At 70.7% G+C, this 26,016-nt stretch carries 24 protein-coding genes; 16 read left to right on the forward strand and 8 right to left on the reverse strand.

From position 1 onward, the window contains the following. Window positions 1–233 precede the first annotated feature (233 nt). The 3 genes from KUA19_RS34390 to KUA19_RS34400 are packed head-to-tail and all read left to right on the forward strand — an operon-like array spanning window position 234 to window position 3,417. Window positions 234–1,133, forward strand: coding sequence for a carbohydrate ABC transporter permease (locus KUA19_RS34390; RefSeq protein WP_217402964.1), 900 nt, complete (start codon window positions 234–236; stop codon window positions 1,131–1,133). Then, window positions 1,130–2,032: a carbohydrate ABC transporter permease gene (locus KUA19_RS34395; protein WP_217402966.1), complete on the forward strand. Its 903-nt coding sequence runs from the start codon at window positions 1,130–1,132 to the stop codon at window positions 2,030–2,032. Before KUA19_RS34390 ends, KUA19_RS34395 begins: the two co-directional genes overlap by 4 nt. Beyond that, entirely contained in the window at window positions 2,029–3,417 is a 1,389-nt protein-coding gene (locus tag KUA19_RS34400) for a GH1 family beta-glucosidase (RefSeq protein ID WP_308167814.1), read from the forward strand. Before KUA19_RS34395 ends, KUA19_RS34400 begins: the two co-directional genes overlap by 4 nt. Window positions 3,418–3,510: 93 nt before the next feature. On the opposite strand, the gene KUA19_RS34405 is transcribed toward KUA19_RS34400, so the two are convergent. After that, the gene (locus KUA19_RS34405; RefSeq protein WP_217402967.1) at window positions 3,511–3,987 is read right to left on the reverse strand and encodes a hypothetical protein; all 477 of its coding nucleotides are present in this window, start codon (window positions 3,985–3,987) and stop codon (window positions 3,511–3,513) included. Window positions 3,988–4,213: 226 nt separating this feature from the next. After that, on the reverse strand, window positions 4,214–4,609 hold the full coding sequence (locus tag KUA19_RS34410) for a YchJ family protein (protein WP_217402968.1): 396 nt from the start codon (window positions 4,607–4,609) through the stop codon (window positions 4,214–4,216). A gap of 79 nt (window positions 4,610–4,688) precedes the next feature. On the opposite strand from KUA19_RS34410, the gene KUA19_RS34415 reads away from it, so the two are divergent. Both KUA19_RS34415 and KUA19_RS34420 read left to right on the forward strand, forming a co-directional pair. Continuing rightward, window positions 4,689–5,621, forward strand: a complete 933-nt coding sequence (locus KUA19_RS34415) for an aminoglycoside phosphotransferase family protein (RefSeq protein ID WP_217402969.1) — start codon at window positions 4,689–4,691, stop codon at window positions 5,619–5,621. Window positions 5,622–5,630: 9 nt separating this feature from the next. Beyond that, the gene (locus KUA19_RS34420; protein ID WP_217402970.1) at window positions 5,631–6,101 is read left to right on the forward strand and encodes a hypothetical protein; all 471 of its coding nucleotides are present in this window, start codon (window positions 5,631–5,633) and stop codon (window positions 6,099–6,101) included. A gap of 82 nt (window positions 6,102–6,183) precedes the next feature. Here KUA19_RS34420 and KUA19_RS34425 read toward each other — a convergent pair whose 3' ends face one another. Then, a complete protein-coding gene (locus KUA19_RS34425; RefSeq protein WP_217402971.1) occupies window positions 6,184–6,669 on the reverse strand; it encodes an FBP domain-containing protein in 486 nt (161 codons plus the stop codon). A 67-nt stretch (window positions 6,670–6,736) separates the two neighbouring features. On the opposite strand from KUA19_RS34425, the gene KUA19_RS34430 reads away from it, so the two are divergent. Next, a complete protein-coding gene (locus KUA19_RS34430) occupies window positions 6,737–7,075 on the forward strand; it encodes a nuclear transport factor 2 family protein (RefSeq protein WP_217402972.1) in 339 nt (112 codons plus the stop codon). Between the two features lie 108 nt (window positions 7,076–7,183). On the opposite strand, the gene KUA19_RS34435 is transcribed toward KUA19_RS34430, so the two are convergent. Genes KUA19_RS34435 through KUA19_RS34450 form a run of 4 tightly spaced genes read right to left on the reverse strand, consistent with a single transcriptional unit; the run spans window position 7,184 to window position 11,907 of the window. Next, entirely contained in the window at window positions 7,184–8,488 is a 1,305-nt protein-coding gene (locus KUA19_RS34435) for a toxic anion resistance protein (RefSeq protein WP_217402974.1), read from the reverse strand. 13 nt (window positions 8,489–8,501) lie between these two features. Next, complete coding sequence (locus KUA19_RS34440) at window positions 8,502–9,644, reverse strand: hypothetical protein (protein ID WP_217402976.1); 1,143 nt, start codon at window positions 9,642–9,644, stop codon at window positions 8,502–8,504. Between the two features lie 18 nt (window positions 9,645–9,662). Beyond that, complete coding sequence (locus KUA19_RS34445; protein ID WP_217402978.1) at window positions 9,663–10,256, reverse strand: hypothetical protein; 594 nt, start codon at window positions 10,254–10,256, stop codon at window positions 9,663–9,665. 13 nt (window positions 10,257–10,269) lie between these two features. Continuing rightward, entirely contained in the window at window positions 10,270–11,907 is a 1,638-nt protein-coding gene (locus KUA19_RS34450; protein WP_308167815.1) for a vWA domain-containing protein, read from the reverse strand. 437 nt (window positions 11,908–12,344) lie between these two features. On the opposite strand from KUA19_RS34450, the gene pstC reads away from it, so the two are divergent. The 10 genes from pstC to KUA19_RS34500 all read left to right on the forward strand — a co-directional run bounded on the left by pstC (window position 12,345) and on the right by KUA19_RS34500 (window position 24,574). Next, the gene (pstC, locus tag KUA19_RS34455) at window positions 12,345–13,361 is read left to right on the forward strand and encodes a phosphate ABC transporter permease subunit PstC (RefSeq protein ID WP_308167816.1); all 1,017 of its coding nucleotides are present in this window, start codon (window positions 12,345–12,347) and stop codon (window positions 13,359–13,361) included. Window position 13,362: 1 nt separating this feature from the next. Next, on the forward strand, window positions 13,363–14,421 hold the full coding sequence (gene pstA, locus KUA19_RS34460; RefSeq protein ID WP_217402980.1) for a phosphate ABC transporter permease PstA: 1,059 nt from the start codon (window positions 13,363–13,365) through the stop codon (window positions 14,419–14,421). Then, window positions 14,421–16,013 (forward strand): phosphate ABC transporter substrate-binding protein PstS, encoded by a 1,593-nt coding sequence (gene pstS / locus KUA19_RS34465; protein WP_217402983.1) that lies wholly within the window; start codon window positions 14,421–14,423, stop codon window positions 16,011–16,013. The genes pstA and pstS overlap by 1 nt, the downstream gene beginning before the upstream one ends. Further along, a complete protein-coding gene (locus tag KUA19_RS34470; protein ID WP_217402985.1) occupies window positions 16,010–18,358 on the forward strand; it encodes a hypothetical protein in 2,349 nt (782 codons plus the stop codon). The genes pstS and KUA19_RS34470 overlap by 4 nt, the downstream gene beginning before the upstream one ends. Before the next feature lie 144 nt (window positions 18,359–18,502). Beyond that, complete coding sequence (locus KUA19_RS34475) at window positions 18,503–19,459, forward strand: hypothetical protein (protein ID WP_308167817.1); 957 nt, start codon at window positions 18,503–18,505, stop codon at window positions 19,457–19,459. 29 nt (window positions 19,460–19,488) lie between these two features. Then, window positions 19,489–21,066, forward strand: coding sequence for an Ig-like domain repeat protein (locus tag KUA19_RS34480; protein ID WP_308167818.1), 1,578 nt, complete (start codon window positions 19,489–19,491; stop codon window positions 21,064–21,066). 57 nt (window positions 21,067–21,123) lie between these two features. Then, window positions 21,124–22,170 (forward strand): WxL protein peptidoglycan domain-containing protein, encoded by a 1,047-nt coding sequence (locus KUA19_RS34485; RefSeq protein ID WP_217402994.1) that lies wholly within the window; start codon window positions 21,124–21,126, stop codon window positions 22,168–22,170. Further along, a complete protein-coding gene (locus KUA19_RS34490) occupies window positions 22,151–22,870 on the forward strand; it encodes a hypothetical protein (RefSeq protein WP_217402995.1) in 720 nt (239 codons plus the stop codon). The genes KUA19_RS34485 and KUA19_RS34490 overlap by 20 nt, the downstream gene beginning before the upstream one ends. Beyond that, the gene (locus KUA19_RS34495) at window positions 22,867–23,724 is read left to right on the forward strand and encodes a sortase domain-containing protein (RefSeq protein WP_217402997.1); all 858 of its coding nucleotides are present in this window, start codon (window positions 22,867–22,869) and stop codon (window positions 23,722–23,724) included. Before KUA19_RS34490 ends, KUA19_RS34495 begins: the two co-directional genes overlap by 4 nt. A gap of 28 nt (window positions 23,725–23,752) precedes the next feature. Further along, entirely contained in the window at window positions 23,753–24,574 is an 822-nt protein-coding gene (locus KUA19_RS34500; protein WP_254550563.1) for a phosphate ABC transporter ATP-binding protein, read from the forward strand. A 133-nt stretch (window positions 24,575–24,707) separates the two neighbouring features. Here the strand turns inward: KUA19_RS34500 and KUA19_RS34505 are convergent, their stop codons facing one another. Further along, window positions 24,708–26,000, reverse strand: a complete 1,293-nt coding sequence (locus KUA19_RS34505; protein WP_217402998.1) for an ATP-grasp domain-containing protein — start codon at window positions 25,998–26,000, stop codon at window positions 24,708–24,710. Between the last annotated feature and the right edge of the window lie 16 nt (window positions 26,001–26,016).

Raw genomic sequence — 26,016 nt, forward strand, 5'->3', positions numbered from 1 at the left:
CTTCTCGCAGTCGGTGAACACGATGGTGCCGCAGTACATGGGTCCGAAGTCCGGTGACATCAACACCGCGATCCAGAACGGTCTGACCCGTGTCGAGCAGGGCAAGCAGAAGCCGGACGAGGCCTGGACCCAGTCCCTCAAGGACGTCAAGGCGCTGCTGTGAGACCGGGGCCGGGTCCGGTCGCGTCGCTCGGCCGGACCCGGCCTCACTTCCCTGAGAGAGGACCGGGCCGATGAAGAACCTGTTCTACCGCCTCGACACCAAGGGTTCGCCGTACCTGTACGTCGCCCCGTTCTTCCTGCTGTTCGCCGCGTTCGGGGTGTTCCCGCTCATCTACACGGCGTGGGTGTCGCTGCACGAGTGGAGCCTGCTGTCGGAGACCCACACGTTCGTGGGGATCCAGAACTACAAGGACCTGTTCGCCGACGAGTACTTCTGGAACGCGCTGCGCAACACCGCCCAGATCTGGGTGATGTCCACCGTTCCCCAGCTGCTCATGGCGCTCGTCCTGGCGCACGTGCTCAACCAGCGCCTGCGCGCCCCCACGTTCTGGCGGATGACCGCCCTGCTGCCGAACATCACCTCGGTGGCGGCCGTCGCGATCATCTTCGGCCAGATCTTCGGCAAGGACTACGGCCTGGTCAACTGGCTGCTGGACGTGTTCGGGCTCGGTCGCATCGACTGGCAGGCCGGAACCGCCAGCTCCCAGATCGCCGTCTCCGTGATGATCATCTGGCGCTGGACCGGCTACAACGCGCTGATCTACCTCGCCGCGATGCAGGCCGTCTCCAAGGACCTCTACGACGCCGCCTCACTCGACGGCGCCTCCAGCTTCCAACAGCTGACGCGGATCACCGTTCCGGCCATCCGGCCGACCATCATCTTCACCGTCATCATCTCGACGATCGGCGGCATGCAGGTCCTCGCGGAACCGCTGCTGTTCGGCGGGGCGAGCGTCACCGGCGGTTCCGACCGGCAGTTCCAGACCCTGTCGCTGTACCTCTACGAGGTCGGGTTCTCGCGGTTCGACTTCGGCTACGCCTCGACCGCGGCCTGGGTCATGTTCTTCATCATCGTGATCGTCGCCGCGATCAACTACTTCCTGACCAGCCGAGTGCGGAGCTCGCGATGACATCCACCACCCTGACCCGCCCCGGCTCGGCTGAGCAGGCCGAACCGCAGGTCCGCACGCGTCGGCGCCGAATCTTCACGGCCGACCGGCGCCCGGGGAAGCTGACCTATCTCGCGCTCGCCGGGCTGGCCCTGTTCTCGGCGTTCCCGCTCTACTGGTCGCTGGTCGTCGCCTCGCACGACAACGGCATCCTCGGCCAGGTGCCGCCGCCGCTCGGCATCGGCGGCAACCTGATGGCCAACCTCGAACGGGCCTTCGGCACCGTCCCGTTCTTCAAGGCCCTGGCCAACTCGGCGATCATCTCCGGTTCCATCACCTTCAGTGTGGTGCTGTTCTCGACGCTGGCCGGGTTCGCCTTCGCGAAGCTGCGGTTCAAGGGACGCAACGCCCTGCTCGTGATGATCATCGCGACGATGATGATCCCGAACCAGCTCGGCATCATCCCGCTCTACATGCTCATGGCCAAGATCGAGTGGACCGGCACCATGTACGCCGTCGTCGCCCCCGGCCTGGTCAGCGCGTTCGGCGTGTTCTTCATGACCCAGTTCCTCCGCGAAGCCGTCCCCGACGAACTGCTGGAAGCGGCCCGGGTCGACGGCTGCAGCACGATCCGGATCTTCTGGCACGTCATCCTGCCCGCCAGCAAGCCCGCCGCCGCGGTGCTCGGGATGCTGACGTTCATGACGGCCTGGAACGACTTCTTCTGGCCGCTGGTCGTGCTCACCCCCGAGGACCCGACCGTGCAGACCGCGCTGTCGACCCTGGCTTCCGGCTACATCCAGGACTACTCGCTGTCGCTGACCGGAACGGCGATCGCGACCGTGCCGCTGCTGGTCGTCTTCGGCCTGCTCGGCAAGTACATCATCGGAGGCATCATGCAGGGAGCGGTGAAGTCGTGACCACCGTGGCTCCAGACCAGGTCGGCACCGCGCTGCGGTTCCCGCAGGGCTTCCGGTGGGGTGCGGCCACGGCCTCGTACCAGATCGAGGGGGCGACGCAGGAGGACGGGCGCACGCCGTCCATCTGGGACACGTTCGCGCGTACCCCCGGGAAGGTGTTCGAGGGGCACACGGGTGACGTGGCCTGCGATCACTACCACCGCTACCGCGACGACGTGGCGATGATGGCGGAGCTGGGCATCGGCACGTACCGGTTCTCGATCGCCTGGCCCCGGATCAAGCCGGACGGCTCCGGCCCGGTCAACGGGCGCGGCCTGGACTTCTACGACCGCCTCGTCGACGAGCTGCTGGCCAAGGGCATCGCCCCGATGGCCACGCTCTACCACTGGGACCTGCCGCAGGTCCTGGAGGACCGGGGCGGCTGGACCAACCGGGACACCGCCTACTACCTGGCCGACCTTGCCGCCGCGACGGTCGCCCGGCTCGGCGACCGGGTCGCGACCTGGACCACGCTGAACGAGCCGTGGTGCTCGGCGTTCCTCGGCTACGCCGCCGGGGTGCACGCCCCGGGGCGGGAGGACCCGACAGCCGCGTTCGAGGCGGTGCACCACCTGCTGCTCGGGCACGGGTTGTCGGTGCAGGCGCTGCGGGCCGGGGGAGCGCGTGAGGTGTCGCTGACGTTGAACCTCGCCCGCGTACGCCCCGACGACCCGGCCGACCCGCACGACCTCGCGGCGGTGCACCTCATCGAAGGCCTGCACAACCGGCTGTGGCTCGACCCGGTGCTGCGCGGGGCGTACCCGGCCGACATGCTCGCCCTGTTCCGTCGCTTCGGCGCCGACCATGCCATCCGCCCTGGCGACGACGCGATCATCGCCGCCCCGATCGACTTCCTCGGGGTGAACTACTACCAGCCCGCGCGGGTGCGCGCCGCGCTCGGCGTCGACGGTGGCCCGGCCAACCCCGGCACCGAGGGGGCCGAGTACGTCGCCCAGGACCTGCCCGTCACCGCGATGGACTGGCCGGTCGACCCGTCGTCCTTCTACGAGCTGCTCATCCGGCTGTCGACCGACTACCCCGGCACCCCGATGATGATCACCGAGAACGGGGCGGCCTACGACGACGTCCTGGTCGAGGACCGGGTCGCCGACACCGACCGGGTCGGGTTCCTGGCCGGGCACCTGCGCGCGGTGCACCAGGCCATGGCCGAGGGCGCCGACGTGCGCGGATATCTGGCCTGGTCGCTGCTGGACAACTACGAGTGGGGCTACGGGTACGGCAAGCGCTTCGGCATCGTGCACGTGGACTACGACACCCAGCGCCGCACGCTGAAGGACAGCGCCCGCTGGTACGCCGCCGTCATCGGCCGCAACGGCCTGGACTGACGGGGTATGTGACTCACGTGGGGGAGGGGAGCGGCCCTCCCCCACGTGCCCATCACAGCATCGACGACCTTGATCGCGCATCGACCGGAAGTGCTAGGGCAACCGCCGCCAGAGCTTGGCCACGGCCGAGATCACGAGCACCGCCGCGGCGGTCAAGGCCAGGTTGCCGAGCCCGTGGAGGGGTCTGGCCGGGCGGTCGAAACCGAGGAACACCGGCCACGAGACCAGTAGGGCACCGGCGGCGATCCCCGCGACCCACAGCACCCGGCTCCGCCGGGTCGAGGTCGGCTCCAGCATCGGCAGCGGTTCTCGCACGCCGTTGCTGTACAGCACCAGCGCACCCAGCAGGACGACCCCTTCCGGAATCAAGGACCGAGCCGGGGGGTTGTGCACGGATCCGCCCGCGTACAGCAAGGCGAGTATGCATCCGAAGAAGGTCGCCATGGTCACGGCGGCGAGAGCGTGCAGCGCGCGTCGAGGCAGCCACGGGCGTCGCGGCCGTTCAGGCTCGTCCGGTTCAGGCTCGTCCGGCTCCGGCTCGATCGGCGCCGCCCCGTCCCCCAGCATCATGGCCGCAGGGTAACGACATTCGGCAATCCTCCAGACCCGGCCCGGAGTACAAGCTGCGGGATCGGGACGTGTATGCGGCCCTGTACGAGCTGGCCGGCGTCACTGTGCCCGCGGGTGAGCGCACGAAGCCGCCGTGTTGTGGCGCGGACGGCACGCCGCCCATGGACGACCTCGCGGTGGACGAGCTCGTGGACCGGGCGCTGCGGGTCCGGCGGACCAGGGGCCGTCAGACCGGGCCGACGTAGAGCCAGTGGCCGTGCTCGCGGACGAAGGTGCTGTGCTCGCGCAGGACGCCGGGGCGGTCGCCGTCGAGGTAGTGGGCGGCGAAGCGGACCCGGCCCTCGGTCTCGAACATGCTGCCGCCGGTGGTTTCGAGCACTTCGAGGCGGGTGTATCGCGGGCTGTCGGACAGGTCCAGGGTGCGCGGGCGGGTGCGGGGGTGCCAGGTGCGCAGCAGGTACGCGGCGTCGCCCACCGCGAAAGCGGTGTAGCGCGAGCGCATCAGTAGTTCGGCGGTGGGGGCAGGATCGGTGGATTGGTGCCAGCGGCCACAGCACTCCGGGTACGGCGGGCCGTATCCGCACGGACAGGGCTTGGCGGACTGTGGGCGGTTGCTGGCCATGGAGCCATCGTGCCGTACCGGCCCGCACCTGCGGCAATCGGCTGGCGTACGGCGGTCGCACCGTGCGAGCCTGACCCTCGTGATCGACCTTCCGGAACGGGTGCAGCGCACCGCGCGCAGCAAGGGCGCCGAGGGCCGTCGCTGGCTGGACCGGCTACCCGACGACGTGCTGCACCTGTGCGGCACGTGGTCCTTGACGCTGGGCGGGGCGCTGGACGGCGGCTCGCTCGCCTACGTGGCCCGGGTGCGCACCGGTGATGGCGGCGACGCGGTGCTGAAGGTCTCCCCACCCGGACCCGACGTGGACGCGCAGGTCAAGACGCTGCTCGCGGCCGACGGCCACGGCTATGCCCGCCTGTACGCGCACGACCTGGCTCGTGGCGCGCTGCTGCTGGAGCCGCTGGGCGCGCCCCTGTCCGCGGCGGGGCTGCCGGTGGCGCAGGTGCTCGACCTGTCCGCGACGGTCCTGTCGCAGGCGTGGCGCACGCCCCTTCCGGAAAGTGCGGTGGTGGCGCCCGGGGAGGACAAGGCGAGCGGGCTGATCGAGCTGATCACCGTGCTGTGGTCGGAACTCGGGCGGCCATGCTCGCAAGAGCTGGTCGAGCGGGCGCTGAGGTATGCCCGACGCCGGGCGGAGGCGTTCGACCCGGACCGGTCGGTGGTCTGTCACGGTGATCCGCATCCGGGCAACGTGCTGGCGGTGCCGTCGCCACGGGCGGGGGCGGAGTGCGGTTACGTCCTGGTGGATCCGGACGGGTTCGTCGACGACCCGGCGTACGACCTGGGGGTGGTCATCCGCGAGTGGACCGCAGAGGTGCTGACCGCCGCCGACCCGGTCGGGCTGCTGCGCGGCTACTGCGCGCGGCTCGCGGCGGCGACCGGTGTCGACGCGCAGCGGATCTGGGAGTGGGGCTTCGTCGAGCGGGTGTCATCCGGGCTGTACCTGATGCGCCACGGGCACGAGGAGTACGGCCGGGAGTTCCTCGCCTCCGGCGAACGCCTGCTGCTCTAGGCTGCCGGGATGGCGTCCGAGGAGGTGTACGTGCCGCCCGAGGAGGTGCTGGCCGCGACGTGTGCGGTCTGCCCGGCGCAGTCGCTGCGCTATGGCGCCTTCGATGTGGCGCCGCGTCCCGGTCCGGAGAGCAGCTATCAGCCTCGGCTGGGCTGGCGCGCCGACGTGTCGACCGGGGTGCCGACCTGTGTGCACCCGTACCGGGTCGGGCTGCCGCCCGGCCGCTACGCCTCGGCCGGGGATCCGCTGCCCGCGCAGCCTAGCGTTCAGCTGCCGGACCCGGCCGCGCTAGTGCTGCCCGACGATCCGACCCTGCTGGAGGCATGGCTGATCGCGGTGCTGCGCAGCGCCCCGCCGGAGCGTATGGCCTACGCGCTGTTCCAGGCGGAGGCCACGGCCGCCGCGAGGTTCGAGCCGCAGGTCGTGGTCGCGGCCATGCGCCGAGTCATGTCACACGAGCTGGCGGGCGGCGGACGCTAGAGGCAGTTTCGGGGAAAGTGCAGGAATGGCGGCCAAGATTCGTGCAGTTTCCCCGAAACTGCACGGCGATCTGGCGGGAAGATCAGGCCGCGACCCGCTGTAGGAAGGCGGCGAGGTTGCTCGTGGTGCGGTCGACCTTCTCGGGGAGGGTGAGGGTCTCCTCGATGCGCCGTCCGGCGTCCTTCTTGCCGCGAATATAGAGCGAGCAGGCCAGGTCGGCGCACAGGTAGAGCCCCACCGAGTTGCCCTGCCGCCCGCTGGGTCCGGCCAGGCGTGCGGTCATCAGTGAGACGCCGTCCGCGTCGTGCGCGGTCAGGCACACCGAGCACACGCTGCGCCGCCCGAGCCCGGCCTGCTGGGAGACGCGCAGTGCCACCCCGACCAGGCCCGTGCCGGACGGGAAGACCAGGTACGCGCGATCCTCCGCGGCCGGGTCGCGCCAGCCCAGGTAGTCGAGGTCGTCCCAGGGCCGGGTGGCCAGATCCTTCGGCACGGCCATGCGCTGGGCTTCGCCTTTGGTGCAGTTGACGAAGGACGCGCGGATGGCGGGAACGGTGATCGGCTCCATGAGGCCTACCCTAGATTCGCGGGCAAACGATTATCTGCGCACGTCAACCACGTGAAGAGGTCGGAGCATGGACGCGCTCGGCTTGATGGACGCCTTCAACGCGGCGTGGAACGGTCACGACATCGAGGCGGCACTGGACCTGTGTACGCACGACGTCGTGTTCGAGAGCACGGACCCGGCGCCGGACGGTCGTAGGTTCGAGGGCCGCGACGAGGTGCGCGAGGCTTGGCTGCCGGTGTTCCTGCAGCTGGAGGGCCGCTTCGACATCGAGGAGTCCACCGTCTCGGGCGACCTGGTGGTGCAGCGCTGGCGTTACGACTGGGGCACCGGCCACGTGCGCGGCGTGGACGTCATCCGCGTACGCGACGGCCGCGTCGCCGAGAAACGGTCGTACGTGAAGGGGTGAACCCCGGTTCGAGTTGCCGGGCAATCGGGGGAAAGCGAACCCAAGATACGCCCGATTGCCCGGCAACTCGCGCAGAAACCCGCCCACCCAGCCGGGTGGGCGGGTGGGTCAGGCCGCCTGGCGGGGCGCCAGGGCCGGGGCCTGCTCCAGGACCGAGGCGGGCAGCGCCGGGCCGGCGGGCAGCTCCAGCGGCTTGCCGGCCCGGGTCACCAGGTCGACGACGTTGCGGCTGAGCTGCTGCGAGCTGGCCGACATCGACTCCTGCGCGGTGACGATCGCCGACACGACCTCGGCGCGGGCCTGCTGGCCGAAGCGCACCGCCTCCTCGATGCCCTTGGCCTGGGCGTCGATCGAGGCGGCCACCTCCAGGATGGTGTCGGGGCGGATCGTCGGGGTCTGGATGAGCTTGGCGATCTGCGGCACGGCGGTGCCGGAGGCGTGGGCGTACGCGGACAGCACCTCGTTGGCGCCGTCGGCCACCGCCTGCTGCATCGCGGCGGCCTGGTTGGCCTGCAGCAGCAGCCCCCACTGCGCGATCGTCAACTTCATCGTCGGGATGGTCAGGTTCACCAGCAGGGCGAGGCGCTGACCGAGCCCGTAGTGCAGCGAGCGGATGTTGCGCACCTGCGGCGAGGTCGACCAGGCGACGAACAGCCGCTGCTGGTACTCGTTGATGCGCACCTCGATGGCCTGGATGAACTCGGTCACCCGAGCCAGGCGCTCCTCCTTGTCGCGCTTGTCGAGGTCGTTCGGGTCGATGTGGATCGACTTCGCCTCGGCCAGGGCCAGGTCGCGGACCTGCTCCATCACCGCGATGACGCCGACGAGCTGCCCGATCGCGGCCTCGTTGGCCTTGTACAGCTCGTCGCAGAGCACCACGTTGCGCTTGAGCTGCTGCTGCTTCTCGACCAGCGTGCCGGCGATTCGGTCGAGCTGCTGCTCGACCGAGCGGGCCTCCTCGAACAGCATCTCGACCAGGTCACGTCCCTTGCGGAAGATGCCCTTGATCGAGTCCATGAACTTGTCGAACGTCTCGCGGACCTTGGGGTCGGCCGGGTCGTACTTGCGGCGGAAGTCGCGCATCCGGTCGTTGATGTCGTGCATGATCTGGGTCAGCTCCGGGATCTTGACCGGGCCGACCTCGCGGAAGATGCGCTGCACCTGGGTGTTGACCTGGTCGATCGCGCCGTTGCCGAAGTTGGCGAGCTTGTCGGTGTCGGCCAGCATCTGCGGGTAGGTCTGCTTGGCCAGCGACAGCGCCTGCTCGCGCTGGGCCGGGGTGAGCAGGTCCGCGCAGACGAGCTGCCGGGGGTCGCCCGCGTGGGCGACGGCGGCCAGGGCCTTGTCGGCGCTGCCTGTCGGCTCCGGCGAGGTGCCGGTGATGTTGCCGAAGTCGATCTGCAACTCGGTCATCGTCATCCTTCTTTCAGCACTTGCTCGCGTCGCGTACGCAGGCGAGCAGTGCCAGCGTGACCTCGGCGTTGGGCGGGGTGGTGGTGCGGATCTGCTCGGCCAGCGGCAGCGTCGGGAAGTCCGAGGCCTTGCTCAGGCCGACCTGGACGCCTGAGCGCAGGCCGTACTTGCGCCAGGCGATGCCCTGGATCTGCGGGTCCTTCATGGCGTCCAGGAAGCGGATCGCGTTGTCGTTCAGCGCCAGGATCGGGTGGTCGCTGTAGATGGTCGGGTCGGGGTAGAGCACGCGTACGTCCTTGAGCAGGCCGGCACTGTCGGGGCCCAGTTGGACCACGAGCTGGATCAGCTGGTTCTCGTAGCCGGCGTACAGCGGGGCGTGGAACTCCGCGCCCTGCGTCAGCCACTGCCGGAACCCGGCGTCGGAGCCCGCCGCCTGTAGGCCCTGCGCGTCGTAGACGGCTCGTACCGTGGTCAGTGCCTTCTTGGCCTGGGCCAGGCTCGGGGCGGAGAACACGTCGTCGGTGGCGATGATGTTGAGCTGAAGCTGGGCCAGGGTGAAGCCGCTGTTGGACTTGGCCGCGTCGGTGCTGTTCACCGCGATCGGGCCGCGCAGGTCGGCCGCGCCCAGCGACTCCCAGGTCCTGTGCTTGAGCACGTGCTCCAGCAGCAGCTTCTTCATGTCGACGATGAAGTAGCGGTCGCCGCGCTTGCTGACGATGCCCGCCTTGACCAGCGCGTCGGTGCCCTGCGGCCCGGCGTAGATCACCTCGGGGGACTGCAGCACAGTCTCGGCCCGGTACTGCGGATATGCCCCGGCGTGCAGGCTCTCGAAGACGCTCTGCGCGCTGGCGCTGGAGGGCCACAGGCAGTCGGCCTTGCGCTTGGCCAGCTCGTCGGCGGACAGCTGGACCTGGTCGTAGGACCCGAGCGGGTTGTAGACGACGGTCAGGCCGTATCTGTCCTTGAGCAGCTGGCGGATCTCGGGGTCGGCCATCAGCTCGGTCTTCTCCGAGCCGCCCAGACAGGTGACGGTGACGGGTTGGGCGGTGGTGGATCCGCCCGGCTCGTCCTCGCCGCGCTGGGTCAGCACGTACGCGGTGGCCACGCAGACCACCAGGACCAGAACGAGCCCGATGAGGAATCGGGGGCTCGGCATTCTCACTTCGGTGCTCTCCTATCCCAGCTGGGGAAGCTTCGGCGGGGCCACGGTCTCCAGGTTCGCCTGGTACTGCGCGAGGTCGCCCTGGTTGACCAGCCGCAGGCTGTCGATGGTGAAGTCGGTGAACCGCTGCACCGCGGCCTCGCCGCCGGACAGCAGCGCCGCCGGGTCGTGGTAGAAGGTCGGGTTGCGCTGGATGTCCAGGTACTGGGAGACCACGCCGAGCAGGCTCTGCAGGTGCGCGCCGAGCGCGCTGGCGCTGGAGTAGAGCGTGTTCGGCGCGGCCGCCTTCACCCGGGTCAACAGTTCGGGCACGTAGTCGGCGGACTGCTGGAGCAGATGGCGCACCGTGGGCGAGTGCACGTCCTTGCTCAGCTTGCGGATCTTGCGGGCGGTCTCCACGGCCGCTTCGACCTTGGCGTCGGCGTCGTCGGCGTACTCGTCGTCGCGGATCTGCGCCGCCGTGCGGCCGTCGAGCATCAGGTAGAGCCCGACCGCGGCCGCCGCCGCGAGCAGCGGCGACCACAGCAGGCTGCCCGTGGCGGCGAACAGGCCGCCGAACACCGCGATCGCGGCGACCAGGGCGACAGGGGTGGCGAGTTTGCGCATCAGTGCCGTCCCGTCACTTGTATCCGGCCGCGGTGCGCAGCGCGGTGACGAGGTCGTTCTGCTGCACGAACGCGCCGCCGGTGGCCGTGGCGACCTCCTTGAGCTGGCCGGGGTCGGCGTCGTCGCCGAACGCGATCGCGATGACGGGCACCTTCGCGGCGGTCAGCGCGGCGACGGCGGTGTCGTGGTTGTCGGTGTTGGACTTGCCGTCCGACATCACCACCACCAGCCGCTTGCGGTCGGTCGCGGTGCCGGTCAGCGCCTGGGCGGCGCGGATGAGGCAGCCGTACATGTCGGTGCCGCCGCCCGCCTCGTGCCGCACGATCGACTCGGTGAGGCCGTGCAGCTTGGCCGGGTCGTCGCCGGCGACGGTCCACGGGCCGGCGGCGATGCCGCTGTTGAAGATGGTGACCGTGGTGGCGTCGTCGGGGTGGGTCTGCAGCAGGTTGAGGGCGGCCTGGTCGGCGTCGAAGATCTGGTGCGCGGCGTCGCGTACGCCTGCCCAGCCCGCGTTGTCGTTCATCGAGCCGCTGCCGTCGAGGCAGTAGTAGATGTCGGCGGGCTTGCGGTAGTGGGTCTGGTAGCGGTTCAGCGCCGACTGGATCACCGCGACCGACGGGTACGCGATGCCCTGCTCCTTGAGGTTGGCCTGGATGCCCCAGTCGGGGTTGAACACCGACAGGTCGGGGTTCGCCAGGGTCAGGCCGATGCTGGTGGCCGGGCGGCGGCCCAGGGCCAGCAGTTTCGCCTTGGCGTCGGCGTCGGTGAGCAGGTAGTTCTGCAGCTCGCCGAAGGCGGTCCGCTTGGCGGCGTCGGCGTCGTTGTGGTGCGGCAGGAAGCCCAGCGGGGCGTCGCTGATGGCCAGGGCGCCGCGCGGGTAGACCGCGTACAGCGGCTCGCGGCCGGCCTTGACCAGCTCCTGGTTCTTCTCGATGACCAGGTCCTCGTAGGTGAAGACGGTGCGGCAGTCGTCGGGCCGGGATACGCAGTCGTTCATCAGGGTGCCCGAGGAGGGCGGCGTGGCGTCCATGGCCCGGATGAACCGGGTGATGCCCGCGTCGACCTTGTCGGAGTCGAGCTGCTGCTGGGTGAGCGGCTGACCAGGGCCGTTGCCCGCGAAGTGGTTCAGGAAGCCGAACAGCACCGTCGCGCCGGAGTTGGACTGGGTGGGATTGGTCACCCACACCTTGGTGCGGCCCGATTCGACGGCCGACAGGATGTCGCCGACGGCCACGTCGGACCTGTCGACGAAGCCGAGCTGCCGCATCTGGCTCTGCCAGCCCGCGTAGACGATCGGGGTGAGGAACATCGGCTTGACGTCCTGCAGCACCGCCGCCTGGTCGCCGATCTGGGAGAAGACGGAGCTGGCGAACCAGTACGCGTCGTAGGCGGTGTCTCCGCCGGCCAGCAGCCGGGCCTGGTCCACCGAGCCCTTGAGCGTGAACCGGCAGTCGTAGCCCTTGCTCTTGCACCAGGGCGCGACGACCGTGTCGAGGACCTTCTGCTGCTCGGAACCGGCCACGATGGACAGCGACTTCGGGTCGCCGTTGTAGGTCGCCGATCCCTTCGGTGGATCGGTCGAGTCGTCGCATCCCGCCGACACCAGCAGGGCAACGGCCATCACCACCGCCGAGAGCACCCTGACACGCACGCCGTCTCCTTCAGTTGATCGTCAGTTTTGCCGAACGATCCCTTGGTAGCAGGCCCCTACCAGGGCAAACAGGGAAAGGAGAGGTAAACGGAGCATGAACTGTGCCGGGAGAATCCGATGTAGGGTGAGACGGACGGCGACGCGGGCCACCCGATCGGCTATCGTCGGCTGGCGGACATACGATCCCGCGACCGATCCGTGACACGGCTCGTCCCGTGCTGTATGGGCTGGCGGCAATAGCCGCTATTGCCGATCAGGCGCGGTTGTGGACGTTGATGGCCGTCGTCACCGGGATTCGGTGCCACTGTGTGACATGCCCGTTACCGAGACATGTTACGTGCGCGCTTCGCCTCCAGTTCACACAACCCGGGCCACGCGGCAAGGTGAGGTGGATTCCCTCTATCCGGACTTGATTTCTCTGGTTCGGAGGTGGCGGGGTGACCGCGAGCGTGCAGGTGCAGCCGACTGCGCCCGACGTCGCCGAGCAGCGGCGCGAACTCGCGCCGCCCGGTGGCGCCGACCGCGTGTTCCGGCTGGTCCTGCGCTCGATGGGCTCCGTCGTGCTGGGCATCATGGCCGTGGTGGGTCTGTTCCTGGCCATCCGTGCCGGACTGGCGCTGCGCCGGGCCGGTGGTGATTTCCTCACCACCGAGGCGTGGGAACCCGACGACGCGAACTTCGGTGTCGCGGCGGTCCTGGTCGGCACGATCCTGATCGCGCTGGTGGCGATCAGTCTGGCCGTGCCGCTGGCCACCGGCATGGCGCTGTACATCTCGGAGTACGCCACCGGCTGGCGCAAGCGCCTGCTCGTGACGCTGGTGGATCTGATGGCAGCGGTGCCGAGTGTCGTGTATGGACTGTGGGGCGTGAACTTCCTCCAGCCTCGGGTCGTCGGTCTGTCCCGGTGGCTGGCCACCTACGGCTCCTGGATCCCGCTGCTGGAGGTGGACGGGTACAACCCGGGGGATCCGCTGTCGCCGCAGACGGTGTTCACCTCGTCCACGTTCATCGCGGGCATCGTGGTGGCCCTGATGGTGACCCCGATCATCTCCTCCATCATGCGCGAGGTGTTCTCGCAGGCGCCGGTGGGTGAGCGCGAGGGGGCCTACGCGCTCGGCGGCACCCGCTGGGGCATGATCCGCACGGTGGTGCTGCCGTTCGGCCGGGGCGGCATGATCGGCGGCACCATGCTCGGCCTGGGCCGGGCCATGGGCGAGACCATCGCGATCTACATGATCATTTCGCCGGTCTTCGTGATCCAGCCGCACATCCTGGAGAACGGCGCGAGTTCGATCTCCTCGCTGATCGCGCTGAAGTACGGCGCCGCCGGCGACGTGGGCATCTCCGCGCTGATGGCCGCCGGCCTGACCCTGTTCGTGGTGACCCTCGCGGTCAACTTCGGCGCGTCGATGATCATCGCCCGCAGCCGCTCCGGCGCCCAGAGCGAGGTGTGAGATGAGCCTTCCGGCGACCGCCGAAGTCCGCCGCGACACGCAGGCGGGTCGGGTGCGCGACCGCATCGCCGAGCTCGGCAGCCTGGCGGCCGCGGGCGGCCTCACCTGGATCGTGTACGACTGGATCGCCCCGTTCGACGGCCTGATCGGCTTCGTCGTGCTGTGCTACGTGCTGTTCCTGATCCTGTACGCGACCCTGGTCTCCCTCGACGAGCGCGGTCCGACCGTACGCGACCGGGTCGCCGCCGTCGCCATCAGAGGCCTGGCCTACCTGGTGGTGGGCACGCTCATCGGCATCGTCGGCTACACCATCGGCTCCGGGCTCAAGGCCCTGCTGCACCCGAACTTCTTCACCCAGGACCTGGCCCTGACGCAGCAGCTCGACCCGCTGAGCGTCGGCGGCATCGTGCACGCCGTCGTCGGTACGCTCGAACAGATCGCCATCGCCCTGGCGGTGGTGCTTCCCCTCGGCCTGACCTGTGCGGTGTTCCTGACCGAGACGCGCGGGGCGTTCACCCGCTTCGTGCGTACGGTGGTTGAGGCGATGACCGCGCTGCCGTCGATCGTCGCGGGCCTGTTCGTGTACGCCTCGCTGATCCTCACCCTCGGCGTGCCCAGCTCCGGGTTCGCGGCCTCGATGGCGATCAGCGTGATGATGCTGCCGATCATCATCCGGGCCGCCGACGTGGTGCTGCGGGTCGTGCCCGGCTCGCTGCGCGAGGCGTCGCTGGCGCTGGGCGCGTCGTCGTGGCGCACCACATGGCACGTCGTGCTGCCCACCGCCCGGTCGGGCCTGGCCACCGCGGTGATCCTCGGCACCGCGCGCGGTCTGGGCGAGACCTCGCCCGTGCTCATCACCGCGGGGTTCACCACCAACCTGGCCCTCAACCCCTTCGACGGGCCGCAGGTGTCGTTGCCGCTGGTGACGTTCAACCTGATCCGCTCCCCGTACGAGGGCATGGTCACCCGGGGGTACGGGGCGGCGGCGGTGCTGATGGTGGTCGTCGTGGTGCTGTTCGTCATCGGACGGCTCGTGGGCCGTACGCGGAAGGGGAAGTGATGGCACGCATCCGACACGGGCTCGCGGCGGGGCTGGTGCTGCTGCTCGGCGTGCTGCTGCCCGCGGCACCCGCGCACGCGGTGGTGTACGTCCCGATCAGCGGGGCGGGCTCGTCGTGGAGTGGTCCGGCCGTCTACCAGTGGGCCAGCAACGTCAAGCAGTACGGCATGACGGTCAGCTACGCCGACACCGGCTCCTCCGACGGCCGCAACCGGTTCAAGAGCGGCGTGGTCGACTTCGCGGTCTCCGAGATCCCGTACGGACTGACCGACGGCGGCGTCGTCGACTACCCGCCGACCACGAAGTTCTCGTACATGCCGATCGTCGCGGGCGGCACCTCGCTGATGTACAACCTGAAGATCGGCAACAGCCGGGTGACGAACCTGCGCCTGTCCGGCGAGGTCGTCGCCAAGATCTTCACTGGGGTCATCACCAACTGGTCCGACCCGGCCATCAAGGCGGACAACCCGCGGCTCAACCTGCCCGCCCGCAAGATCGTGCCGGTGGTGCGCTCGGACGGCTCCGGCACCTCGGCCCAGTTCACGATGTGGCTGTCGACCAAGTACCCGAACCTGTGGAACGACTACTGCCGCAAGGCCGGGCGGTCCACCCCGTGCGGATTCACCTCCAACTACCCGGTGGTGCCGGGGCTGGGGTTCACGGCGCAGTCCGGCTCCAACGGCGTCTCGGGCTACGTCAAGCAGGACGGCAACATCGGCACCATCACCTACGTCGAGTACTCGTACGCGGTGAACCTGAACTTCCCGGTCGCCAAGGTGCTCAACAAGGCGGGCTACTTCATCGAGCCGACCGCCAGCAGCGTGGCGGTGGCCCTGGTGCAGGCGCAGATCAAGAGCGACCTCACCCAGAAGCTCGAAGGGGTGTACGACGCCACCGACAAGCGGGCCTACCCGCTGTCCAGCTACAGCTACATGATCATTCCGGTGGACCAGGTGTCCGGCTCATTCAGCCTGGACAAGGGCCGGACGCTGGCCGCGTTCGCCTACTACTTCCTGTGCGAGGGCCAGCAGCAGGCCGAGTCGCTCGGCTACTCGCCGCTGCCGGTCAACCTGGTCGCCGCGGGCAAGGCCCAGGTGGACCGCATCCCCGGCGCGGTGCCCAAGCCGATCGACGGCCGCAGCTGCAACAACCCCACCCTGCGGCCCGACGGCAAGAACGCGTTGGCGGAAAAGGCACCACAGCCCAAGGAGTGCGACCGCGGCGGCACCGACATGTGCGCCTCCGGCACCGGCGGGGCGCGGTACAACACTCCGCTGCTCGCCGCGCCGACCGGCGGCGCCAGCCCCGGCGCCTCGGCGAGCCCCGGCGCGGGCACCGGCACCGGCGGCACGGGCACCGGCGGCACCGGCACCGGCAGCGGCACCGTGATCGACCCCGACACCGGGCAGCCGATCGGAACCGGTGGCGGCACCGGCACCGGCGGGGACGTCACCGCCACCACCGTCGACCTGGCCGCCCAGGACCGTTCCACCCGCCGCGGCATGCTGCTGCTGGCCGCCGCGACCCTGGTCGCCGTGGTGCTGCTGCCGCCGCTGCTGGCCCGGACCCTGCGCAACCGGAGGCGGCCGTGAAGCTCCGACTGACCCTGGCCGTGCTGGCCATGCTCGCGGGCATGGTGCTGGCCGTCGCCCCGTCGCCGGGCAACGCACCGGCGGCCGCCGACGAGGCGGGCTCGGCGGTGACCGTCACCGGCACCGGCCCGTGGGCGAACCTGTCGGTCACCGTCGACACCACCGAGGCGCTGGTCAACCAGACCGTGCACCTGACCTGGACCGGCGGCGCCCCGACCACACCCGACTACGGCCGCTTCGACACCAGCTTCCTGCAGATCATGCAGTGCTGGGGCGACGAGGCCACCCCGCAGCGGGAGAAGTGCCAGTTCGGCGGCTTGTACACCGACACCCGCGGTGGCAGCTTCGCCAACTCGCGGCAGGTCGACTACGGCAGCACCCTGGTCGACCCCAACGAGGTGTACGCGATCCCGAGCAAGCGCTTCGTGCCGTTCCGGGCGGCCACCGGCGCCCCCGAGGTGATCGGGTCGCGCAACGAGTTCTTCGACGCCAACACCACCAACGAGATCCCGTACGCCCGGATCCGGCCCGACGGCACCGGCGAGGCGTTCTTCGAGGTGCAGACGGTCACCGAGGCGCCCGGCCTGGGCTGCGGCGAGGTTCTCGACGGCGGCGGTGCGCCGCGCGCCTGCCGGCTGGTGATCGTGCCGCGCGCCGACACCGAGGTCGACGGCACCCCCGCCGCGACCCAGCCGGACCACCGGCTCGTCTCCTCCCCGCTCAGCGCGTCCAACTTCGCCCACGCCCTGTCGGTGCGGCTGACATTCCAGCCGGTCGGCACCGCCTGCACCATCGGCGTCAACGAGCGGCGCATGGTCGGCCACGAGCCGCTGCGCGAGGCGGTCAACCGCTGGCAGCGCTCGCTGTGCACACCCACCACCGTGTTCGGCTACTCGCAGGTCTCCGACGACACGGCCCGCCGCCAGGTGGTCTCGGCCGACCCGGGCATGGTCTTCGCGGGCCGCGCCGCCGACCCCGACACCGTCGACCCGACCCGGCCGCTGGTGTACGCGCCGGTCGCGGTCTCCGGCGTCGTCATCGCGTTCAACGTGGAGCGGTCGGCCAATCCGGTCGGCGACCCGCAGCAGCGGCTGCGCGACGGCGAGCGCATCACCGACGTCAAACTCACCCCGCGGCTGGTGGCGAAGCTGCTCACGCAGTCGTACCGGTTCGGGGCGTTCTTCGCCGAGCAGGAGCTGGCGGGCAACCCGTCGGACATGACCGAAGACGAGGAGTTCCTGCTGCTCAACCCGGAGTTCCGGCAGGACTCGTTCCTGACCGCGCTGCCCGACGCGCTGATGCCGCTCATCCCCACCGACGCGGCCGGGGTGCTGTGGGCGTGGATCAACGGCGACGCGCAGGCGCGCGCGTTCCTCGACGGCACCCCCGACGAGCAGGGGATGGTCGTCAACCCGCACTACCAGGAACTGGTGCTGCCGCGCTACGACTTCCCGAAGCAGGACCCGTTCTGCGACGCCGGGCAGCCGGGCACCCCGTGCACCCAGGACGCCCACCCGTACTCGACCGACTTCCACGACGGGGCGCGGGCCGCCAGTCGCGGCGACACGCTGGCCCGCTACTACGACACCACCAGCGACCCGGTGGCGTGGAAGAAGATCCCGCCGCAGCTCGGCGGCCTGCGCGCGGTGCTGACGGTGACCGACAGCGCCAGCGCCGCCCGGTACGGGCTGCCGGTGGCCAAGCTGCGCAACGCGGCCGGGCAGTTCGTCGCGCCGACCACGCAGTCGCTGCTGGCCGGGGTCGCCTCGATGATCCCGACCGCGGTGCCGAACGTCGTGTCGCCCAACCCGAACAGCACCGACGCCGCGGCGTACCCGCTGACGACCGTGTCCTTCGCCGCGACCGCGCCCAAGGCGCTGACCAAGGCGGCGGGCCGCGACTACGCGACATTCCTGCGCTACGCCGTCGACGCCGGGCAGCTCCCGGGCGTCGGCGCCGGTCAGCTGCCCGAGGGCTACGCGCCGCTGCCCGACGCGATGCGCGCGGCGACCCGCGCGGTGGCGACCAAGGTCGAGAAGGACGCGGGCACCGGCGTGGTCGCCTCGCCGTCGCCCACCCGGCGCAGCCCGGCACCGGCGCACACCTCGTCGGGCGCCGGCAGCGGCTCCGGCACCGGGTCCGGCCAGCCGGTCGTCCCGCTGCCGTCACCGAGCCGCACCGATGTGGGCCTGGCGCCGGTGAGCGCCACGCCCGCGCAGCCCACCGGGCCCGCCGGCCGCTACGCGCTGGCGGCCCTCCTGATCCTCGGCGGACTGGCCGGGGCCGTCGGCCCTGTCCTGTCCCGTCGGCCGAAGACCCGGCCCATCGAAGGAGGTGGCAGCTGAGGTCTTAGGCGCTGCGACCAGGAGCGGCAACTCCCGGTCGCAGCTGGGGAAAGAACGAACCGGACAAAAGTCCGGTGCGATCCGTCGTCGCAAAGGATACCCGCAGTGCAGAAGAAGGCGCTTCTCGCGCTCACTGGAGCGGGGGTGGCCGTCGTACTCATGCTGGCGTCCGCACCGGCTCAGGCGGACCCGACGGGTACGCCCACCTACCGAGCCCTGGTCGGTGTCGGCTCCGACACCACCCAGGGCGTCATGAACGGCCTCTCCGAGGTCGTCGTCGACGGCTCCGGAACCAAGCTGATCGGCTCGTACGACGCTGTTCCGCAGGGTTCCAGCATCACCACCAAGGACCCGTCCACCAACCCCGCCTGCACCCTCACCCGCCCCAGCGGGTCGGGGGCCGGGGTCACCGCGCTCGTGAACTCGCTCGCGGCCGGTAACGGGTGCATCCAGTTCGCGCGCTCGTCGAGCAACAACTCGGCCAGTTACGCGGGCAAGAACCTGACCTACGTCCCGTTCGCCACGGACGTGGTCGCCTACGCGGTGCGCTCGGACAGCACCATCTCCAAGAAGCTGACCAAGGCTCAGCTCACCGCGATCTACAACTGTGCGGGTGGCGTCAACTACAAGCCGCTGTTGCCGAAGTTCGGCTCGGGCACCCGCTCGTACTTCCTCGGCCAGCTCGGGTTCACCGACGCTGCCAACTTCACGTCGACCCCGAACCACACGTGCATCGTGGAGACGGACGCCACCTCCACGCCGATCGAGGAGAACGTCGGCACCCTGCTGACGGACCCCAAGCACATCATCCCCTACTCGGTCGGTCCGTACCTGTCGCAGATCAACGCGGTGGTGCCGGACGTGCACGGCAAGGCGATCCTCGGCCAGATCGACGGCATCGCCCCGCTGGTGAGCAACGTGGGTTCGACGCTGGTCCGCACTGTCTACAACGTGGTGCCGACCGGTCAGCTCAGCGACCCGACCTACGCGAGCGTCTTCGTGGGGCCGACGTCGCAGATCTGCGCCAACACCGCGGTCATCGTCAAGTACGGCTTCGGCCTGAACGCGAACTGCGGCAACACCTCCCTGACCACTCCGTGACCCGCACGACTACCGAAGGAGACAAGCAAGTGATCACCAGCAAGCTCCTGCGGCCGGTGGGCGTCGGCGTGGTCGCCGTCACCGCCTTCGCGGGCATCCTGATCGGAACGCCGGCGTTCGCGGCCGTACCGGTCGGCACGCTCGGCACCCTCGCCGTCATTCCGGCGAGCGGCTCCGACGTGATCGCCCCGAAGGTGCACACCTCGGCCGGTTGCCCCGCCTCGGCGGACGGCTACTACGCCACGGTCTACGGTCCCGGCGCGTTCGCGGCCGGTGCCATCGTGACCAGCACCACCGACGTCGGCTTCTCGACCTCGAGCGGCTTCGACGTGCAGATCGGCAACAGCGCGAAGGACGTCGCCACCGACCTCGGCACCACCGTGGTCGCGGGCGAGTACGCCTACGAGGTGTCCTGCATCGACCAGTTCAGCGGGGACATCAAGGGCACCTTCGCGGGCTCGTTCTGGTTCACCAGCGCCACGGCGTACCAGAGCACGGACCCCAACGCCCCGGTGTCGACGACCACGTCGCTCGGCATCGCCCCGGCCGCGCCGGTCGTCCAGGGCACCACGGTGACCCTGACCGCGACCGTCACCCCGGCCGCGGCGACGGGCACGGTCCAGTTCTTCGACGGTGCCACCCCGGTGGGCGGCGCCGTCACCGTGAGCGGCGGCGTCGCGTCGCTGTCCACGGCCGCGCTGACGACGGGTACGCACTCGCTGAAGGCGGCGTTCACGCCGTCGGGGGCGCCGTACACCGCGTCGGCGTCCGGTGTGTCGTCGTACCAGGTCACCGCTCCGGTGGCGACCGTGACGACGACCGCGCTGGCGGTGACCCCGAGCGGGACCGTCACGCAGTACAGCCCCGTGTCGCTGAGCGCGACCGTCACCCCCGCCGGTGCGGTGGGTGCGGTCCAGTTCCTCGACGGCGGGGTCGCCCTCGGTGCCCCGGTGGCGGTCAGCGGCGCAACCGCGTCGCTGAGCACCAGCACCCTGGCGGTGGGCGCCCACTCGCTGAGCGCCCGCTTCGTGCCCACCAACCCGGTGAACTACGCCGGGTCGGAGTCGGACGCGATCGCCCTCGCGGTGACCGCGTTCGCCGGTGTCTCCACCAGCCAGAACATCTCGACCACGGTGGAAGCCGGTGCGCTGGTCATCAGCGTCGCGAACAGCAACGTCACGCTGCCCACTCCGCAACTGACGCCGGACGCGACCAAGCTGACCACCGCGGGCAGCCTCAACCCCATCACCGTCACGGACACCCGGGCCGGCAACGTGGGTTGGAACGTCGCGGGCCAGGTCTCGGACTTCAGTGACGGGACCACGCACTCGATCAACGGGGCCAACCTCGGTTGGGACCCGAAGGTCATCGACAAGTTCGCCGTCCAGACGATCACGGCTGGTCCGTCGATCGCCCCGGCGAACGCCATCGCTCCGGGAGCCTCGGCTCCGGCGGGCGTCGGCCTGGCGACGAGCCGGACGCTGGCGACCGCGGCGGCGCTGGGCGGCGTCGGCACCGCGCACCTGGGTGCTGATGTGTCGCTGTACGTACCCACCTCGACCGTGGCGGGTACCTACTCCGCCACGCTCACCCTCACCGCCATCTGATGGCAGGGCGGGCGGGGCCAGCGGCCCCGCCCGCTCCATCGCAGAACGGACCCCGCGATGAGACCCCTCGCCCGCTTGCTCGCCGTGGCGCTGCTGGCCGTGGCGCCCAGCCTGGGCACGCCCGCCGCGGCGGCACCGCGTACCGCGGCCGCGGCCCCCGCCGCCGGCCCGGCCACGTTCGGCATCCAGCCCGGCAGCCCCACCGGCCCCGACACCCGGGCCCAGTTCCAGTTCGGCGCCACCAAGGGCGCCGTGGTCAAGGACCAGATCGTGGTCAGCAACTACGGCACCACGCCGCTGACCCTCAACGTGTACGCCAGCGACGCGTTCAACACCGCCGAGGGCGGGTTCGACCTGCTCGCCGCGGCCAGGCAGCCCGTCGACGTGGGTGCCTGGGTGAAGCTGAGTGCCAACGCGGTGACCATCCCCGCGCGTGGGCGCACCGTCCTGCCGTTCACGCTGACCCTGCCATCCAATGTGACCCCCGGCGACCATGTCGGCGGCATCGTCGCCTCGCTGACCACCACACAGACCGACGCGAGCGGCAACAAGGTCGCCGTCGAACAGCGCGTGGGCGTACGCATCTATCTGCGGGTGGCGGGTCTGCTGCGGGCCACCCTGTCGGTGGACTACCTGCACGGGGAGTTCCAGCCCGCCGGTGCCACCCGGGGCGGCGTCGCCGTCCTCACGTACACGGTGCGCAACACTGGCAACGTGCGCCTGACCGGGCACCAGCAGCTGAGCGTCGGCTCGCCGCTGTGGACCGACATCACCGTACCCAGCCTGCCCGACCTGCCCGAGCTGCTGCCCGGCGCGACGTTGCAGCGCACCGTCGCCGTCGCCGACGCGCCGCCGGTCGGCTGGCTGGACGCGACGCTGCGGGTCGACCCGCAGGCCGTCGGCACCGACCTGAACCCGCCGACCGTCTCGGTGGTGCGACACACCACGTTCTGGGCGTTCACCTGGCTGACCTGGGTGGCGCTGGGCGTCGTGCTGCTGCTGCTCGGGTGCGGCGGGCTGGCGATCTTCTTCGCGGTGCGGCGCCGCCGCCGCGAATCCGAGCAGAAGACGGGAGGCAAGGCCCGTGCGACCGTCGCCGCGTAACCTGCTCGCACCGCTGGTGCTGGCGCTGGCCCTGCTGTGGCCGGGCACCCCTGCGTACGCCGAGAAGCTGGGCGGGCTGGTCGTCTACCCCGGCACCAGCCTCGACACGGCCTCGATCAAGGTGGTCACCGCACAGGGCTGCCCGAGCACCGCCGACGGGTACTACGTGAAGGTGCGCGGACATGGCTTCCCGGCGTCCGGCCTGGTGGCGGTGTCCACCACCGAGGCGGGCCTGTCACACACCGAGGGCTTCACCGCGTACTTCGCGCTGACCATGATGGACTTCGCGGCCGACCATCACACCACGCTGTCGGGCACCTACGACATCACGCTGTCCTGCGTCGACCAGTTCACGCAGGAGAGCAAGGGCGAGTTCACCGGTTCGATCCGCTTCAGCAGCCCCACCAGCTACCAGGCCCTCGGCGCGGCCATGCCGCCGCCGAGCCCGTCGGCGGCCCCGGCCGCGTCGGCGTCGCCCAGCGCGGGCCTGTTCGCGCCCGGCTCCGGCGCCTCCGGCGACCCGGCTGTGGCGCAGGGCCCGCTGTCCCCGGTCGCGGCCGAGGCCGCGCGGGGCAAGCCGAAGACGTCCGGCAGCACCTGGGTGATCTGGCTGGTGTGCACCGTCGGCGCGGTCGGCCTGGTCTGGGCCTGGCAGCGCCGCCGCGCCTGGCTCGACGCCGGACCGAGGCGGACCGGATGACCACGGGACGGGCACCGCTGCGGGTGCTGTTCGGACAGATCCTGACCCTGGTCGCGGCGGTGCTGCTCGGCACCGCCGTGGCCCTGGTGCTGATCGGGGCGGTGCGCCACGAGCGCACGCAGACCGTCGCCGAGGGACAGCTGCGCCTGTCGCTGGCCGAGGGCACGGCGCCGGTGAGCCAGCTCGACCCCGACGGTGCGGTGCTGGAGCCGGGCACCCCGGTCGCGCTGCTGGCCATCCCCAGCATCGACCTGCGCGAGGTCGTCTTCGAAGGGACCGCGGGCCAGGTGCTGGCCGAAGGCCCCGGGCACCGGCGCGACACCGTGCTGCCCGGCCAGGCCGGGGTCAGCGTCGTGATGGGACGGCGCGCCGGGTACGGCGGCCCGTTCGGGCGGGTGCCGGACCTGCGCGTCGCCGACGAGATCACCGTGACGACCGGGCAGGGCGTGCACCGGTACGCCGTCACCGGCGTACGCCATGCCGGGGATCCGCAGCCCGAGGCGCCCGAACCCGGCACCGGCACGCTCATCCTGACCACCGCCGATGGCCTGCCGTTCTTCCCCGACGACGTGGTGCGGGTCGACGCGAAACTGACCACGCCGGTCATGCCGACCCCGGCCCGCGCGTTCGGCGTGTCCCAGCTGCCCGCGAGCGAACTGGCGATGGGCGTCGGCGAGAACGTGGTGCCGCTCATCTTCTGGATGCAGCTGCTCATCGCCCTGGGCTGCGGCGTGGTGTACGTGCGCCTGCGCCTGGGGGCCTGGCACGCCTGGATCGTCGGCGTGCCGACGCTGGCGATGGCCGGACTGGGCGCGGCGGACGCCGCCCTGGGCCTGCTGCCCAACCTGCTCTGACGACGACCACCCCAAGGAAGGCCCCGCGATGACCCTCACCGAGACCGCTGTGGACACCTACGCCCCGACCGGGGACGCCGCGCCGATGGACGCCCGGTCGATCTCGGCCTGGTTCGGCGAGCGCAAGGTGCTCGACCGGGTGTCGCTGCGGATGCCCGCCGGTACGGTGACCGCGCTGATCGGCCCGTCGGGCTGCGGCAAGTCCACGTTCCTGCGCATCCTCAACCGCATGCACGAGCTGGTGCCCGGTGCTGCCCTGGCCGGGGAGGTGCTGCTGGCCGGTGCCGACATCTACGACTCCGAGCGGCGACTGACCGAGGTGCGCCGGCAGATCGGCATGGTGTTCCAGAAGCCCAACCCGTTCCCGGCGATGTCCATCTACGAGAACGTCACCGCCGGGCTGAAGCTCACCGCCACCAGGATCGGCCGCTCGGACCGCGACGACCTGGTCGAGCAGTGCCTGCGCCGGGCCGGGCTCTGGAACGAGGTGGCCGACCGGCTGCGCCAGCCGGGCGCGGCGCTGTCCGGCGGCCAGCAGCAGCGCCTGTGCATCGCCCGTGCGCTGGCGGTGCGGCCCCGGGTGCTGCTGATGGACGAGCCGTGCTCTGCGCTCGACCCGACCTCCACCCGCCGGGTCGAGGAGACCATCGCCGAGCTCGCCGCCGAGATCACGATCGTGATCGTCACACACAACATGCAGCAGGCGCAGCGGGTGTCGCAGCAGTGCGCGTTCTTCCTGGCCGAGCAGAACACCCCCGGCCGCATCGTCGAGCACGGCTCGACCGAGCAGATGTTCAACCGCCCGGTCGATCCGCGCACCGAGGACTACGTCAACGGCCGCTTCGGCTGAGTCGTGCCAGGACGCCGCAGGGGTCCGCTGGCGGGACGGACCACCTGCGTGCGGGGTCACACCTCATGCGGTGTAGCTACATCGCATGAGGTGTGACCCGGCTACCGCAGCTGTTCGCGGCCCGGCGGTCCGTTCAGCCCAGTGGCGAGATCTCGACGCCGTTGATCAGGGTGTCGACCAGCGACGCGGCGCCGCTGGTCAGGGTGCGGCCGTCGGGGACGGCCAGGCTGCCGGTGGATTCGATCCGGCCGAGGATCGCGCCCGGCAGCAGCGACACACCGGTGCCGGGCAGCCCGGAGACCTCGATCAGCGGGTCGAAGCCGGTGACTGTGGGCAGCGCGCGGACCACACCGGCCGGGCCCTGCCAGCGGATCAGCAGGTGGCTGCCGGAGCCGACGGGGTCGGGGTGGCGCTCGGGACCGTCCAGCGGGTCGCCGAGCAGGGCCAGCAGGTGCTGCTCCAGGCAGGGGGTGCCGCCCTGGCGCTGCTGCAGGCGGCCGAGCAGCCAGGACGAGCCCTGAATGCGTGGGTTGACCTCCAGGAACGCCAGCTCGTCACCCGATACCGCGATGTCCACGCCGAACAGGCCGCGGTGACCCTGCTCGCGCAGCCAGTGCCCGATGGCGGCGGTGTGGTCGTACGCGCGGGCGAGCACGTCGGGGTTCAGGGACGGGGTGGTGAAGTCGCTGCCGCAGTAGCCGCCGAACGCCAGGCCCAGCTGGTCGATGCCGCTGATCTGGGTGGAGGCGGGCAGCAGCCGTACGCCGTCGTGGTGCACGATGCCCGCGCAGTTGATCGTGGTGTGCCCGGCGAAGCGGGAGACGAGCCAGCGCTCGGTGTGCGGGTGCGCGACCAGCGCGGCGGCGAACTCTGCGGCCTCGTGCACCAGGTAGGTGCCCTGACCGCCCGCGCCGTTGGGTGTCTGCGCCACGAACGGGGTGCCCAGCCGCCGCGCCAGCGGTGCGAACGACAGCTCGGTCGCGTCGCCGACGACCGCCTCGGGCACCGGCACGCCCAGCGCGGCCAGCACCGTACGGATGTAGACCTTGTCCCCGGCCAGCCGCTCCACCACCGACTGCGGGCTCGCGCCGAGCCGCACCCGGCCCGGCCACGCCGCCGCGGCGGCCTCCCAGGCGGTGCTCGCGCGCGGCGGCACCAGCAGGATCGGCCGGTCGTCGGCGGGCGCCTCGGCCAGCACCTTCGGCACGAAGTCGGCCAGCCGCGCCACGTCGCCGAAGCGCCACCGGCGACGCACCCCGTCCAGGCCTTCCAGGGACAGCACCGGGGTGGCGGAGCCCGGGTCGCCGGGCAGCGCGGCGGCGTCACCGGACAGGACGCACACGCACGACGGATGCTCGGTCAGCGGGGCCATCATGCCGGGGTACGCGCTGGCGGTCACCAGGCGAAAGTCGTGCAGGTCGGTCATGGCCGCAACTGTGACC

The sequence above is a fragment of the Catellatospora tritici genome, assembly GCF_019083965.1.
Classification (GTDB): Bacteria; Actinomycetota; Actinomycetes; order Mycobacteriales; family Micromonosporaceae; genus Catellatospora; species Catellatospora tritici.